Here is a 13,852-nt window from a genome sequence, read left to right on the forward strand (position 1 = left end):
GGTATCCCCCGCTGGACAGCAGGGCCCGAGCCGCCCAGAACTCTAGCATGGTGCGGGTTTCGGAATCGGGGCCGAGGCATGCCCACCATCATCATCGCGTCGGCGGCCGGATGCCAAGCGCCACACTGCTGTGTAGGGTTTGGAACTCGTGACGGATAGTGCAGTGTCGAGGGTGACGCGCCCCGGGTCCGCCGAGGTCAACGGGGGTGACCCGGTCGAGGCAGAAGTTCCGGCCGGAACCGCCGGAGCTGCCGCCGCCATGCCTGCCGCCACCGGGCCGGATGATCTTCACCGGGCCGAGCGCCGCAACGTGTACCTGTGGGGTCTGATCACCGCCGTCGGCGTCGTCCTCGGCTACGTCGCGGTGCTGCTCGCCAACGCCAGGCACTTCTATACCGACGACACCGAATCCCAATACACCGGATTGTGGGTCGGCCTCGGCCACGCCCTGCGCGACGGCACCTTCCCGGTGCTGGTGCCCGAGCGGTGGATGTCGGGCAACAACACGATGGACGATGCGGGCCTGTTCAACCCGCCGCAGCTGCTGATCGATCTGATCGCGCCGTCGGTCGACAACATGGCCCTGTATGCGACCGTCGTCAAACTGATCTTCGCGATCATCGCCGGACTGGGCGTCTACCGCATCTGCCTCGCCTACGGCGGCCGGCCCGCGTGGTCGGCGGTGGCCGGCGTCGCGTTCCCGCTGTCGGGCTTTTTCCTGTTCTTCGACGAGGCCAGCTGGATGACCGCGCTCACCGGCACCGCCTGGCTGGTGCACGCGTGGGCGTCGTCGGTGCGCTACACGCGCGGTCAGGGCGGGCCGATCCCGGTCTTCGTCTATCTGTATCTGACCATCTCCACCCAGTACATCTTCCCGGCGGTCGAGGCGGCGCTGATGCTGCTGGCGGTCGCGGTGGGCGAGATCATCTACCAACGCAAATGGTGGCCGGTGGTGCGGCTGGCGATCGTCGGCGGCTGTGCCGGGCTCGCGGGTCTGCTGACCTTCTTGCCGAGCATGCTGTCGGCGAAGGTGACCTGGCGCGGCACCATGGAGATCATCAACGACCAGTTCCTGACGGTGCCGTGGTCGGAATCGTTGAATGCCAGCCTGCCGAGCACGCATCCCGCGTTCACCTCCTGGTGGGGGTACGTGCAGCCGATGCCGGTCACCTACATCGCCTGGTTCCTGATTCCGGCGCTCGCGTTCATCGATTGGCGGCGGGCCAAGGACAGTTGGCGGGAGCTGTTCGGGGTCGCGTTCTTCGCGGTGATGATGCTGATGTGGGCGGCGGGGCCGGGTTCGATCGGTCCGCTGCGCTGGCCGGTCCGGGTGTTGCCGATGCTGGCGATCGGGCTGCTGGTGCTGGTGTGCGTGTTGCTCGCGCGCTACGGCACGACGAAGGATCTGAAGAATCGCGGGATCGCCGCGGGGGTGCTGATCCTGCTGCTGTGGGTGCGGACGTTCTCCGCCGATCCACACGACGTGATCTGGCATGTGCTCGCGGCCGCCGCGGTGGCCGCGCTCGGTGCCGCGGTGCTGTGGCTGGGGCGCGTCAAAGGCATTGCGGTGGCGTGCGTGCTGGTGATCGTCGCGATGTTCCCGATCGCGTACTTCCAGGTGCAGGCCGCGCAGCCGACCCCGATGACGTGGAACCTGCCGACCAATCGATCCGAGGCCAAGGCCGCGTTCCCGGATTTCCCCGGCAACACACTGCAACTCGCCGAGCGTGGACTGGTGCAGCCGGAGGACAAGAGCCTCGAAGGTGCCTACGGTTCCCTGGTTTTCGGCAACTACGCCAAGTCGCTGGAACTGAGTTACGTCAACGGTTACACCCCGACGGGTCACTTCTACTTCGGTGAGCTGCTGTGTATGCGCTGGGACAGCAGCGTCTGCCCGGACGCGTTCCGGCGCATGTTCACCCCCGAGAAGACCACCGAGCGCACCCTGGTCGATCTGATGAAACTGGATCGAGTGGTGTTGCAGCGCGCCCTGTTCCCGGACGCCCGTAACCAGCCCGCGCCCGACGGCTGGAAGTGGGTCGACTATCCAGGCCACGAGAAGTTCATCTCGGTGCTGGAACGGGCCGACGGGCCGATCTCGACGGTGAACGGCCGGGTCTCGGCGACCAAGAACGTGACGGCGGCGTCGATCTCCGAGACCGACACCACCAGCCGGGTGCGGGTCAGCTCGCCCAACGGCGGTCGCGTGGTGTTCGCCCGGCTCGGCTGGCCCGGCTATCGCGTCACTATCGACGGCAAGCAGATTCCGATCACCACGGTCGCGAAATCGTTTGTCGCCGTGGATGTTCCCGCTGGTACACAGAACGCGGAACTGGTGCTGACCTGGCGTCCGCCCGGGTGGAAGATCGGTATCGCCGCGCTGGCCGCCGGCGTGATCGGTACCGGCGTACTGCAATGGCTGTACGTGCGGTCGCGGCGGCGTGCCAGGGCGCAGCCCGCCGCCATGTAGGGTCTGGAACTCGTGGTGGAAAGCAGCGCCCTCGCCCGGCGGGACGTGTACAAGTGGGGCCTCATAACCGCGCTCGGTGTGGTGGTCGGCTACGGTGCCGTTCTGCTGGCCAACATCCGGCATTTCTATACCGACGACACCGAGTCGCAGTACGCCCCCCTGTGGGTGATGCTCGGGAATCGCCTGCGGGACGGGCAGTTCCCGGCGATGATCCCCGAACACTGGATGGCCGGTAACTACACCATCGAAGAGGCGGGGCTGCTGAATCCGCCGCAGCTGCTGATCGATCTGATCGCGCCCTCGGTGGACAACGTCGCGCTCTACGCCACCATCGTCAAGTTGATCTTCGCGATCGTGCTCGGGCTCGGTGTGTATCGGGTGTGCCTGGAGTACGGGGCCAGCGCGCCGTGGGCTTCGGTCGCGGGCATCGCGATTCCGTTCACCGGGTGGCTGCTGTTCTTCGACGAGGCCAGTTGGTATACCGCTTTTGTCGGTACCGCGTGGTTGGTGCACGCGTGGGCATCCGGGGTTCGGTATGCGCGCGGGCGCAGCGGGCCGATCCCGACGTTTGTCTTTCTATATCTGGCGATCTCAGTGCAGTACATCTTCCCGGCGGTCGAGGCCGGTCTGATGATCGGCGCCGTGGCCGTCGGTGAGGTTGTCTACCAACGCAAGTGGGTGCCGTCGCTGCGGTTGCTCGCCGCGTCGGCGTGCGCGGCGCTGGCCGGGCTGGCCACCTATCTGCCGAGCATCCTGTCGGCGAAGGTGACCTGGCGCGGGACCGCGCAGATCAACAACGACCAATTCCTCACCGTGCCATGGTCGGAATCGCTCAACGCGAGCCTGCCGAGCACGTTGCCCGCGTACAGCTCCTGGTGGGGCTATGTGCAGCCGATGCCGGTGGTCTATATCGCGTGGTTCCTGATTCCGGCGCTGGCGTTCATCGATTGGGGCAAGGCGCGGCAGAACTGGCGCGAATTCACCGCGATCGCGCTCGTCGCGATCATGGGACTGATGTGGACCGCCGGGCCGGGCACCATCGGGCCGCTGCGCTGGCCCGCGCGGGTGCTGCCGATGGTGGCGCTCGGGCTGCTGGTGCTGGTGTGCGTGCTGCTCGGTCGCTTCGCCACCTTCGACGGGTGGCGGCGACGCGGGATCGCGGCCGGTGTGCTGATCGGGCTGCTGTTCGTGCGCTCGTTCTCGGCGGCGCCGCATCAGCTGGGTTGGCATGTGCTGGCGGCACTTTCGGTGGCCGCGCTCGGCGCCGGGGTGGTGTGGCTCGGGCGGACCCGGGGGATGGTCGCGGCCTGCGTGCTGACGCTGGTCGCCGTGTTCCCCATCGCCTATGTGCAGGTGCGTGGCGCGCAGCCGACGCCGATGAGCTGGAATCTGCCCGCGAAGCGGTCCGAGATGAAGGCCGCGTTCCCCGACTTCACCGGCACCACACTGCAACTCGCCGACCGGGGGCCGATCCCGCCCGCCGAGAAGAACCTCAAGGGCGCCTACGGGTCGCTCGTGTTCGGCAACTACGCCAAGGATCTCGAGCTGACCTACGTCAGCGGATACACCCCGAACGGGCACTACTGGTTCGGTGAGATGCTCTGCATGCGCTGGGACACCAGCGTGTGTCCCGACGCGTTCCGGCGGGCATTCGAGGTCGAACCGACCACCGGACGCACCATCGTCGACCTGATGAAGGTCGACCGAGTCGTGCTGCAACGCTCGATGTACCCCGACGCGCGCACCCAACCCGCACCCGACGGCTGGAAATGGGTCGACTATCCCGGCCACGAACAGCAGATCTCCGTGCTGGAACGCGTCGGCGGATTGATCTCCACCCGCAACGGCCGCGTCGCCACCACCACCGGCGTCACCGCGACCTCCGTCGCCGAATCCGACCTGACCAGCCGCGTTCGGGTGAACTCCGACAACGGCGGCCAGGTCGTCTTCGCCCGCCTAGGCTGGCCCGGCTACCGAGCCACCATCAACGGCCACGAGATCCCGATCAAGGTTGTCGCGAAATCCTTTGTCGCCGTAGACATCCCGGCAGGCACCAAAAACGGTGACCTGGAACTGAGCTGGCGCCCACCCGGCTGGAAGATCGGCGGCGCGTCGCTGCTGCTCGGCCTCCTCGGCGTCGGCGTCCTGCAGTGGGCGTTCCTGCGAAGCCGCCGCCGCGACGACGGACTGGCTTCCCCGGCCCCCACCGACACCCCCGAGCCCACACCCCAGCCCGACCTGGTCGACGCGAAGCACTGACCCCATGCCGCGGCATCAGCCTTGATTTCCGGCACCTGGAATCGCATGCGAATCTCGGTGCCGGAAATCAGAAACAGTGCGGCTGGTGGTGGGCTGGAGTGTCGGGGCGATAGAGTGCCTGGCGCGACTGGAGGTGGGCGTCTGATGGAATTCAACGGTGAGCGAAGCGTGGCGTCTGTGGGCGTTGACGGGGTCGTGCCGACAGTGTCGCGAGGCCCGCATTCGTTGATCGACGAGGATGCGCGCGCTGTGGGTGAGGGCGATTCGATCGGCTCATCGGACGACGTCGGTGTCGAGCAGGCGAAACCCGGTCCGCTGCTGCGGCTCGTGCAGCGGCAGGAGGTCGCGTTCGCGGCGGTCGGTGGGTTCAACACCGCGTTGGGGATCGGGCTGACTGTTGTCTGGCTCGCGGTGCTCGGCGACAACGTGCCGCCGTCGGTGGCGGTGGCCGCGTCCTACGCCGTCAGCATCGTCATCGCGTTCGTGTTGCATCGCACCCTGGTGTTCCGGGTGCGCGGGCATCTGCTGCGCGACTTCCTGCGGTTCGTCGCGGTCAATTCCGGTGGGCTGCTGTTGAATATGGTGCTGCTCGAGCTCGCCGTCTCGGTCTGGCACTTCCCCGACAAACCCGCTGCGGTCGTGGTGATGGCGCTGGTCGCCGTCGCCAGCTACTTCGGCCACCGCCATATCTCGTTCCGGCGCCGACCGCCGGTCGAGGCGGACGGCGCCGTCGGGTAGGTTTTGCTCATGCCGGAGCACACCTTGGACGCCACGCTGTTGAGCCTGCTGGCCTGCCCCCAGGACAAGGGCCCGCTACTGCTGGTCCGCGCGACCGAGGGCACCGTCCTCTACAACCCGCGCCTGCGCCGCGCCTACCCCATCGACAACGGCATCCCAGTGCTGCTCATCGATGAGGCTCGCGACGTCACCGACGCCGAACACGCCAACTTCATCGAGCAACCAGTAGAAGCCTGACCCTCCTTCTGATTCCGCGCGTGTCAGAAGGCGTGCGGCTGCCCTCAGGCCCCGATCTCGCCGGTGAGGTAGCGCTGGAGGGTGGGGGCTATCGCGGTGACGAGGTCTTCGGATTGCACCGAGGCCATCGGTTCGATGCCGATCACCTTGCGGGCCATCAGCAGGCCGATCATTTGTGAGCCGAGCAGGGCTACCCGTAGTCGGCCGTCGTCGTCGGGGGTGGCGATGCGCAGGCGGACTCGTTCCATGACGACCTCCAGGATGAAGGCGCGGGCCAGCGAGGTGTCGCCGCCGCCGATGATGCTGCGGACCATCGCGACGATGCCGGTGCCGGCGGGGGAGTCCCAGACGCCGAGCACCGCACGCAGGATCGTTTCGCCGAGCCGATCGAGTGGGGCGGTGTCGACGGCGGTGAGCGTGAGTTCGGGATCCACCGGCAGTTGCACGACCGCGCCGAACAACTGCTGCTTGGTGCCGAAGTAGTGATGCACCAACGCGGGATCGACACCCGCGTCCGAGGCCACCGCCCGGATGGACGTCTTGTCGAAACCTATCTCCGAGAACCGCGTTCGAGCCGCCGCCAGGATCGCCTCGCGCGCGCCGGACTGTCCCGGCCTGCGCCCGGAACGGGGGCGATCGCCGGTATCGGATCCGTTCGCCGTCACGGAGTGCGCCGCCGCAGCGTCGCCGCACCGAGACACAGGGCGACCACCGCGAACCCGGCGACCACCGCGAGGTCGCGCCACATCGCCCCGGTGGCGTTCGGATGCGTCGAAACCTGTTGCAGCGCATCGACGGCGTAACTCAACGGCAGTACATTGCTGATCGCCTCGAGCCAACCGGGCAGCTGCCCGCGCGGAACGAGCAAGCCGCACAGGAAGATCTGCGGCGCCACCACCACCGGCATGAACTGCACCGCCTGAAACTCGGTGCGCGCGAAGGCACTTGCCAGCAGGCCGAGGGCCACCCCACAGATCGCGTCGAGCACCGCGATCAGCACCACCCAGCCAGGATTGCCCGCCGAGTCGAGACCGAGCAGCCCGAACGACACCAGGCACGCCACCGCCGCCTGCGCCGCGGCGGCCAGCGAGAACGCCGTGCCGTAACCGCCGAGCAGATCGAGTTTCGCCAGCGGCGTGGTGAGCAGCCGCTCCAGCGTGCCGGAGGTGCGTTCGCGCTGCATGGCGATGGCGGTGATCAGGAACATCACGATGAACGGCAGGATGCCGAGCATGCTGATGCCGACCCGGTCGAACAGCGACACCGGGTTGAACGGATTGGTCGGGGTATCCCGATAGATGAAGTACAGCAACGTCATCAGCAGCGCGGGCACCACCAGGATCATAGCGACGGTGCGGTGATCATTGCGCAGCTGGCGCAGGATGCGGGTGGTCGTCGCGACGTAGGGGCGAAGGGTGGGAGTCCGCCGAGGCGCGGGCTCGAGTACGGCGGTCATGATTCCTGCCTGGTGTTCGTGCGGTTGCGGAGTGTGCTCATGCCGCCTGTCCCGTCGTAATCAGTGTGAGGAAAGCACGTTCGAGGTTCTGCTCGCCGGTTTCGGCGCGCAATTCGTCCGGACTCAGCTGGGCGAGCAGATGACCGTCGCGCATGAGCAGCAGCCGATCACAGTGCTCGGCCTCGTCCATCACATGGCTCGACACCACCAAAGTGGTGCCACCGGCGGCCAATTCATGGAACTGCTTCCAGAGATCAACGCGCAGTACAGGATCCAGTCCGACCGTCGGCTCGTCGAGCACCAGCAGCTCGGGCTGGGCGACCAGCGCGCACGCCAGCGAGGCGCGGGTCTGCTGTCCGCCGGACAACTGGTCACCGCGCTGGTACGCGTACTCCGCGAGTCCGACCGCGTTGATCGCGTCGTCGGTGGCGCCGCGCTCGCGACCGTAGAGCGCCGCGAAGTACGCGACGTTCTCGTGCACGCTGATGTCGGAGTAGATGCTCGGCGCTTGCGTGACGTAACCGATCCGCCGCCGCAACTCCGCCGCCCCCGCCGGCCGCCCCAGCGCCGAGATCTCCCCGGACTCGACGATCTGGGTGCCGACGATGCTGCGCATCAACGTCGTCTTGCCGCACCCCGACGGGCCGAGCAATCCGGTGATCGAGCCGCGCGGAATCGTCAGCGAGACGTCGTGCAGGACCTCACGTCCGCCGCGTCGCACCGTCAGGTTCTGCACCTCGACAGCAGGTGATGAGGTGTTTTGCGACATGGTCGCCTCAATTCATCGAATGTTGAATTCACTGTGTGATGAATTTAGCGCGGGTATGCCGCAGGGGCAAGAGGTGGCTGGTTGAACCTCGGCGTGTCCGCCCGCATCGGCGTTGCGTTCCGGCTGAGCGTCGCCATCGCGAGTCGTCAACTCGAGGTGCGTCTCGGTCCGGCAGGATCGGCCGCCTGCCTCACGGCGTCCACTCGGGTTGACGGGCCTGTACCCGAGCCCGACACCCTCGGATGAGACGACGCGCCCGGCCAGGTCTGGCCGGGCGCGGAGTGTCCTTGCGTTTTAGGCTCCTGCCGTGAACAACCAGAACACCGCGTCGTCCAGCGACGGCGGCCAGCTCCGAGCGTCGACGCTGGAACTTTTCTTCGATCTAGTCTTCGTCTTCACCATCACCCAGCTCACCCATGTCTTCTCCCACCACCCCGGCTGGCAGGCGCTGGGGCAGGTGGCGCTGCTGTTCGGCGTGATCTGGTGGATGTACAGCGGATTCGTCTTCCTCACCAACGAGGTGGCGCCGAGCAGCACGGCCCGGCGCACCTGGCTGCTGATCGGGATGTTCGGTTTCTTCGTGGTGTCGCTGGCCATTCCGGACGCCTTCCACGGCACCGGCGTGGCCTTCGGCGTCGGCTACTTCGTGATCACCGCGGTGCACACGGCGCTGTTCTACAGCAACGGCGGCGAGTCGGCCGTCCTCGCGATCAAGCGGATCGCGCCGCTCAATACCCTCGCCGCCGGGTTGGTGCTGGCCGGTGGATTCGTGCACGGCTGGCATCGATACGCCCTGTGGGGTGCGGCGCTCGCGGTGCAGGTGCTGAGCCCGTATCTGGTCGATACCGGCGACTTCCGGATCCGGGCCAGTCATTTCTGTGAGCGGCACGGCCTGGTGATCATCGTCGCGATCGGCGAGTCGATCGTCGCCATCGGCGTGGGGCTGGCGGAGGAGAAGATCACGGTGCCGCTCATCGCGACCGTGGCGCTCGGTCTGTGCCTGGCCTACGTGCTGTGGTGGGCGTACTTCGGCATCGACGACGAGCGCGGCGAGCACGCGCTCGCGGCGGTGCCGGATCGCGAACGTTCCCGGCCCGCGGTGCTCGCCTACGGATACTCGCTGTACATCCTGCTCATCGGCATCATCGTGACGGCGGCGGGAATTCAGATGAGCATCGCGCACGGCAACGAGCCCGCCTCCGTCGCGACCGCCGCCGCGTTGTCCGGCGGTGTCGCGGTGTATTTCCTCGGCCAGTTCTTCTTCCGCCTCGCCCTGGGGCTGCCGCGTGCGTGGAGTCGGCTGGTCGCCGCCGCCGCGGTCGCGGCCACCACGCCGATCGGGGTGGTGTGGGTGTCGTGGGGGCAGTTGGCGGCGCTCGTCGCGGTGGGCTACGCGGCCGTCATCATCGACGATCTGATCACCTTGCGCAGCGGCCAGCACAGCTCGTATGTGTAGGTCGTACGACTGATACCGGGGCACCTCCGGCGCGCGGTAGGTTGTTGCGACCGGCGAGGAATGCTCTACGTCTCGTCGAATGTCATTCTGTCGCAAGGACTTTCGTAATGAGAACGAAATCTCTACTCGGGCTGTTCGCGGCCGTCGCCGGTATCGCCGCGTTGGTCTCCGCGCCCGCGTCGGCGGCCCCGGCGCTGCACACCGCATGCCCGGCGAGCCAGTACGAGAACGTCGACCACCGGTGCGTGCCGCGTCCGCAACAGGCCGCGACCCCGCCGCCGGGGGCGACCGCGCTGTGCAAAGACGGCACCTACAGTCAGAGCCAGCACCGCAGCGGCACCTGCTCCGGACACAAGGGCGTCGCGCAGTGGCTGGTGCAGCTGCCGTAGGCGCCGTCTTGGACAATGGCGGCTGTGTGTGCCGATGAGCTAGCCGTCGAACCGCCCGTCGCCGCCCGCCGACTGCTGGGAGCCACCCTCTGGTCCGGCGCGATCGGCGTGCGGATCGTCGAGGTCGAGGCGTACGGGGGAGATCCCGCTGGGCCGTGGCCGGATACCGCGTCGCATTCCGGGCGTGGGCGGACCAAGCGGAACATGGTGATGTTCGGCCCGGCCGGGGTGTTGTATGTATATCTCAGCTACGGCATGCACACCTGCATCAATGTGACGAGCGGACCGGACGGGATCGCCAGCGCCGCGCTGATCAGATCCGGTGAGGTGGTGGCCGGGCTCGACGAGGCTCGCGCGCGCCGCCGCGCCGCGCGGACCGAGGCCGACTTGGCAAGGGGGCCGGGCAATCTCGGCAGCGCGCTGGGAATCACGTTGAGCGACTACGGAACTCCGCTGTTCGATTCGTCCTCGACGATTCGGCTGGAACTCGGCCGTCGCCTCGCCGCCGAGCAGATCGCCAGCGGTCCGCGCGTCGGCGTGAGTACCGCGGCGGACCTGCCGTGGCGGTTCTGGTTGCCGTCCTCACCCGCGGTCTCCACCTACCGGCGCAGTCCCCGGGCGCCGCGCGTCGAGGTGTCCTGAAAGTTTTTCGCGGCCGCCGATGAGTTTTCTCGAGGGGCCACGTCCTATCAGGTGAACGCGCTAACACCCGGCGCGACCGACCTGAAGGAACGACATCATGACCGCCATCCCCGCCTCCGCCCCCGCCACCGACGCCCGCCCCGGCAAGAAGCTGAACGTGGTCCTGTGGACCCTGCAGATCCTGCTCGGCCTCTTCTTCATCATCGCCACGGGCCTGCCCAAGCTGTTCGGCCAGGAAGACGCCGTGCAGGCCTTCAAGGACATCGGCTGGGGCGACTGGTTCCGCTACTTCACCGGCATCGTCGAGGTCTCCGGCGGCATCGGCCTGCTGGTGCCGCGGCTGAGCGGCCTGGCCGCCGCAGGCCTGTCGATCACCACGGTGCTCGCCGCCGCCACCCAGGCCTTCCTGCTGGACGCGCCCCAACTCGCGCCCTTCCCGCTGGTGCTGGCCGTCATCTTCGCCTGGATCGCCTACGAGCGGCGCGACAGCATCGTCGCGGTGCGGGAAATGCTGTCCCGCTGAACAATTCGATAACGCGGACGCTCGGCGGACTTCGGTCCGTCGAGCGTCATGCTGCGTTGCGGGGCAGGCTCACTCGGTAATCGGCTGGGAGAGATCGTCTTCCGCGACCACCTGGTACACGGCGTTCAAGGTCGGTTCGCCCACCAGGTGCTTGATGCGTTCATGGCGGCGCTCCTCGATCGGCGTGAGGCGTGCCATCCAGGCGGGGATATCGGCGGGCTCGGCGTGCTCGATGAGCGCGAGGGTGAACAGCTCGCGGGGGTCTTCGACGTTCAGCGCGCTGAACACTCGGGTGCGTGGATCGCCGGGGACGGTCTCGTCGGGGAGCCACGCCTTGCGGAAGGTGGCGTAGTCGACATCGTCGTTGAGGCGGCGGGACATGGCTGCGATCAGCATCTTCGAGGGCCTTTCGGTTTATCTTGCAGTGCAAGATAAACCGTAGCCGCCGTTTTCTTGCAGTGCAAGAAAAATCTGGGAGGATGACTGCGTGGCTGATCGGAGATCCCGCCCGCGCGCCGGGCTCACCAGGGAAAAGATCCTGGACGCAGCGATCGCGTTCGTAGGCGAACACGGGCTCACCGCCCTGTCGACCCGCAAGCTCGGCGCGGCGATGGGAGTGGACGGCATGAGCCTCTATCACTACGTGCCCAGCAAGGCCGCGCTGCTCGACGGCATGGTCGAGCGCTTGCTCGAACAATCGGAGTTGCTGCCCGCCGGAGATCGGCCGTGGCCCGAAGCGGTGACCGCGATGGCGCACGGATTCCGTGCGACGCTGCTCGCCCATCCCGCGACGCTCGGCATCCTCGCGACCAGGCCGGTCAACTCACCCGGCGCCTACCGGATTCTGGAATCGGGCCTGGCGGTGATGTGTGACCAGGGTGTGCCGCTCGGGCGGGCGATGGACATCGTCAATGCCGTGATGACGTTCGTCATCGGGCACACCCTCGCCGAAGCGGGCACCACACCCGGCCACGAGCAGGACGACACCGGCCAGGCCGAGGCGGACCCGACCGCCTATCCGCTGCTCGCCGAATCACTGGCCACGGGTGCGGGACTCGACTTCGCCTCCCGCTTCGCCACCACCGTGGACATCCTCGTCCGCGGCTTCGCCGAGACCGCGTAATTCGCTCGACCTGCGCCGGATAACACCGACACACTGAGGTGCAGTCCAGTCACCTACTACCCGTGCGGAAAGATGGGACACCGTGAGCGGCGACATCATCGACGAATTGACCTGGCGCGGACTGATCGCGCAATCCACCGACCTGGACGCGCTGCGCGCTGCCCTGGACGCGGGACGGTTGACCGTCTATGCCGGTTTCGATCCCACCGGGCCCAGCCTGCACGCCGGACACCTGGTGCCGCTGCTCGCGCTGAAGCGTTTCCAGCGCGCGGGCAACCGGCCGATCGTGCTGGCCGGCGGCGCCACCGGGCTCATCGGCGATCCGCGCGACGTCGGCGAGCGCACCATGAACTCCACCGACACCGTCGAGGAGTGGGCCGGACGCATCCGCTCGCAGCTGGAACGCTTCGTCGACCTGGACGATCCGACGACCGGCGCGGTGATCGCGAACAACATGGACTGGACCGGCCAGCTGTCCACCGTCGACTTCCTACGCGACGTCGGCAAGCACTTCTCGGTGAACGTCATGCTGGCGCGCGACACCATCAAGCGGCGCCTCGACGGCGAGGGCATCTCCTACACCGAGTTCAGTTACATGTTGCTGCAGGCCAACGACTACTTGCAGCTGCGGCGGCAGTACGACTGCACGTTGCAGGTCGGCGGCTCCGATCAGTGGGGCAACATCATCGCGGGCGTCGAGCTGAACCGGCGGGTCGACGGCGCCGCGGTGCACGCGCTCACCGTTCCGCTGGTGACCTCGGCCGACGGCAAGAAGTTCGGCAAGTCGACCGGCGGCGGCAGCCTGTGGCTCGACCCGGAGATGACCAGCCCCTACGCCTGGTACCAGTACTTCGTGAATACCGCCGACGCCGACGTGATCCGGAACCTGCGGTGGTTCACCTTCCTGTCGCGGGAAGAACTGGCCGAACTCGAACAGGCCACCGCCGAACGGCCGCACGCGCGGGAGGCGCAGCGCAGGCTGGCCGCCGAGATGACGACGCTGGTGCACGGCGAGGCGAACACCCGCGCAGTGCAGTTGGCGAGTCAGGCGTTGTTCGGTCGCGGCGAGCTGCGCGAACTGGACGAGCCGACGTTGGGCGCCGCGCTGCGGGAAGCCGCCGTCGCCGAGCTGGCAGCGGGGGAGCCGAGCACGATCGTCGATCTGCTCGTCGCCACCGGACTCAGCGAAAGTCGCGGTGCTGCCCGGCGCGCGGTGAACGAAGGCGGGGCGTCGGTGAACAACGAGCGGGTCTCGGATCTGGAATGGACCCCCGCCGACACCGACTACCTGCACGGACGCTGGCTGGTTTTGCGGCGCGGAAAGAAGAACCTCGCGGGGGTACTGCGGGCAGGTGCATGAAGATCGCGGTGGCTTGAGTCACATCCATGTGATTCAAGCCCCCGGTCGGGCCGTAACCGGGGCTCTGACCTGGGGAAACACCGGCCGGAACAGCGGATTTGACTCTGCGTTATCCGCCGCGTAACTTAGTTCGAGTCAGAGCGACACGGACACCGACCCGGAGCCGAGAAGCCCAGTGGAAACACTGAGCGGATGGACCGGGAAACGAGGTAGTACGAGAGCGCCTGGCCATCAGCTAGAAACCTAAGGTGATCACGCGGACTTGACTCTGCGGAAGATGCCGTTTAGGCTGGAACAGTTGCCTCACGGACGAACCGGTTAGCGCCGGGGGTGAAGTGTGTGCGTGTGTTCTTTGAGAACTCAATAGTGTGTCGATGAATGTCAGTGCCAATTATTTGAATTGGTTCCGGCCTCTCATACCCCCCGGTTG

14 protein-coding genes are annotated in these 13,852 nt (G+C 67.1%); 10 read left to right on the plus strand and 4 right to left on the minus strand.

Annotation, left to right across the window (positions count from 1 at the left end; all coding sequences use genetic code 11):
* The first annotated feature begins 259 nt into the window (after positions 1-259).
* From ABZ942_RS40210 to ABZ942_RS40225, 4 genes are all read left to right on the plus strand, one after another.
* A complete protein-coding gene (locus tag ABZ942_RS40210) occupies positions 260-2,470 on the plus strand; it encodes a hypothetical protein (protein ID WP_357391525.1) in 2,211 nt (736 codons plus the stop codon).
* Positions 2,471-2,485: 15 nt separating this feature from the next.
* On the plus strand, positions 2,486-4,729 hold the full coding sequence (locus ABZ942_RS40215) for a hypothetical protein (protein WP_357391526.1): 2,244 nt from the start codon (positions 2,486-2,488) through the stop codon (positions 4,727-4,729).
* Between the two features lie 249 nt (positions 4,730-4,978).
* Positions 4,979-5,467, plus strand: a complete 489-nt coding sequence (locus ABZ942_RS40220) for a GtrA family protein (RefSeq protein ID WP_357391494.1) — start codon at positions 4,979-4,981, stop codon at positions 5,465-5,467.
* Positions 5,468-5,476: 9 nt separating this feature from the next.
* A complete protein-coding gene (locus tag ABZ942_RS40225) occupies positions 5,477-5,704 on the plus strand; it encodes a Trm112 family protein (RefSeq protein ID WP_357391495.1) in 228 nt (75 codons plus the stop codon).
* Between the two features lie 44 nt (positions 5,705-5,748).
* On the opposite strand, the gene ABZ942_RS40230 is transcribed toward ABZ942_RS40225, so the two are convergent.
* The 3 genes from ABZ942_RS40230 to ABZ942_RS40240 are packed head-to-tail and all read right to left on the minus strand — an operon-like array spanning position 5,749 to position 7,929.
* Entirely contained in the window at positions 5,749-6,369 is a 621-nt protein-coding gene (locus ABZ942_RS40230) for a TetR family transcriptional regulator (RefSeq protein ID WP_357391496.1), read from the minus strand.
* A complete protein-coding gene (locus ABZ942_RS40235; RefSeq protein ID WP_357391497.1) occupies positions 6,366-7,160 on the minus strand; it encodes an ABC transporter permease in 795 nt (264 codons plus the stop codon). The genes ABZ942_RS40230 and ABZ942_RS40235 overlap by 4 nt, the downstream gene beginning before the upstream one ends.
* A 37-nt stretch (positions 7,161-7,197) precedes the next feature.
* On the minus strand, positions 7,198-7,929 hold the full coding sequence (locus tag ABZ942_RS40240) for an ABC transporter ATP-binding protein (protein WP_357391498.1): 732 nt from the start codon (positions 7,927-7,929) through the stop codon (positions 7,198-7,200).
* Positions 7,930-8,236: 307 nt separating this feature from the next.
* On the opposite strand from ABZ942_RS40240, the gene ABZ942_RS40245 reads away from it, so the two are divergent.
* The 4 genes from ABZ942_RS40245 to ABZ942_RS40260 all read left to right on the plus strand — a co-directional run bounded on the left by ABZ942_RS40245 (position 8,237) and on the right by ABZ942_RS40260 (position 10,939).
* Positions 8,237-9,385, plus strand: coding sequence for a low temperature requirement protein A (locus ABZ942_RS40245; protein ID WP_357391499.1), 1,149 nt, complete (start codon positions 8,237-8,239; stop codon positions 9,383-9,385).
* A 107-nt stretch (positions 9,386-9,492) separates the two neighbouring features.
* Entirely contained in the window at positions 9,493-9,774 is a 282-nt protein-coding gene (locus ABZ942_RS40250) for a DUF3761 domain-containing protein (protein ID WP_357391500.1), read from the plus strand.
* A 15-nt stretch (positions 9,775-9,789) separates the two neighbouring features.
* Complete coding sequence (locus ABZ942_RS40255) at positions 9,790-10,416, plus strand: DNA-3-methyladenine glycosylase (protein ID WP_357391501.1); 627 nt, start codon at positions 9,790-9,792, stop codon at positions 10,414-10,416.
* Between the two features lie 97 nt (positions 10,417-10,513).
* On the plus strand, positions 10,514-10,939 hold the full coding sequence (locus ABZ942_RS40260) for a DoxX family protein (RefSeq protein ID WP_357391502.1): 426 nt from the start codon (positions 10,514-10,516) through the stop codon (positions 10,937-10,939).
* Positions 10,940-11,008: 69 nt separating this feature from the next.
* On the opposite strand, the gene ABZ942_RS40265 is transcribed toward ABZ942_RS40260, so the two are convergent.
* Complete coding sequence (locus tag ABZ942_RS40265; RefSeq protein WP_357391503.1) at positions 11,009-11,335, minus strand: hypothetical protein; 327 nt, start codon at positions 11,333-11,335, stop codon at positions 11,009-11,011.
* A 91-nt stretch (positions 11,336-11,426) separates the two neighbouring features.
* Here ABZ942_RS40265 and ABZ942_RS40270 point away from each other — a divergent pair, with 91 nt between their 5' ends.
* Both ABZ942_RS40270 and tyrS read left to right on the plus strand, forming a co-directional pair.
* Positions 11,427-12,062: a TetR/AcrR family transcriptional regulator C-terminal domain-containing protein gene (locus ABZ942_RS40270; RefSeq protein ID WP_357391504.1), complete on the plus strand. Its 636-nt coding sequence runs from the start codon at positions 11,427-11,429 to the stop codon at positions 12,060-12,062.
* 82 nt (positions 12,063-12,144) lie between these two features.
* A complete protein-coding gene (tyrS, locus tag ABZ942_RS40275) occupies positions 12,145-13,422 on the plus strand; it encodes a tyrosine--tRNA ligase (protein ID WP_357391505.1) in 1,278 nt (425 codons plus the stop codon).
* The last annotated feature ends 430 nt before the right edge of the window (positions 13,423-13,852 follow it).

This window comes from Nocardia sp. NPDC046473, from assembly GCF_040645995.1.
GTDB lineage: Bacteria > Actinomycetota > Actinomycetes > Mycobacteriales > Mycobacteriaceae > Nocardia.

What these genes read in the sequence shown, in the direction of transcription:
- ABZ942_RS40255 (WP_357391501.1), top strand. Translation starts at nt 9,790, where the DNA reads ATGGCGGCTGTGTGTGCCGATGAGCTAGCCGTCGAACCGCCCGTCGCC.
- ABZ942_RS40235 (WP_357391497.1), bottom strand. Translation starts at nt 7,160, where the DNA reads ATGACCGCCGTACTCGAGCCCGCGCCTCGGCGGACTCCCACCCTTCGC.
- ABZ942_RS40260 (WP_357391502.1), top strand. Translation starts at nt 10,514, where the DNA reads ATGACCGCCATCCCCGCCTCCGCCCCCGCCACCGACGCCCGCCCCGGC.
- ABZ942_RS40210 (WP_357391525.1), top strand. Translation starts at nt 260, where the DNA reads ATGCCTGCCGCCACCGGGCCGGATGATCTTCACCGGGCCGAGCGCCGC.
- ABZ942_RS40250 (WP_357391500.1), top strand. Translation starts at nt 9,493, where the DNA reads ATGAGAACGAAATCTCTACTCGGGCTGTTCGCGGCCGTCGCCGGTATC.
- ABZ942_RS40265 (WP_357391503.1), bottom strand. Translation starts at nt 11,335, where the DNA reads ATGCTGATCGCAGCCATGTCCCGCCGCCTCAACGACGATGTCGACTAC.
- ABZ942_RS40240 (WP_357391498.1), bottom strand. Translation starts at nt 7,929, where the DNA reads ATGTCGCAAAACACCTCATCACCTGCTGTCGAGGTGCAGAACCTGACG.
- ABZ942_RS40225 (WP_357391495.1), top strand. Translation starts at nt 5,477, where the DNA reads ATGCCGGAGCACACCTTGGACGCCACGCTGTTGAGCCTGCTGGCCTGC.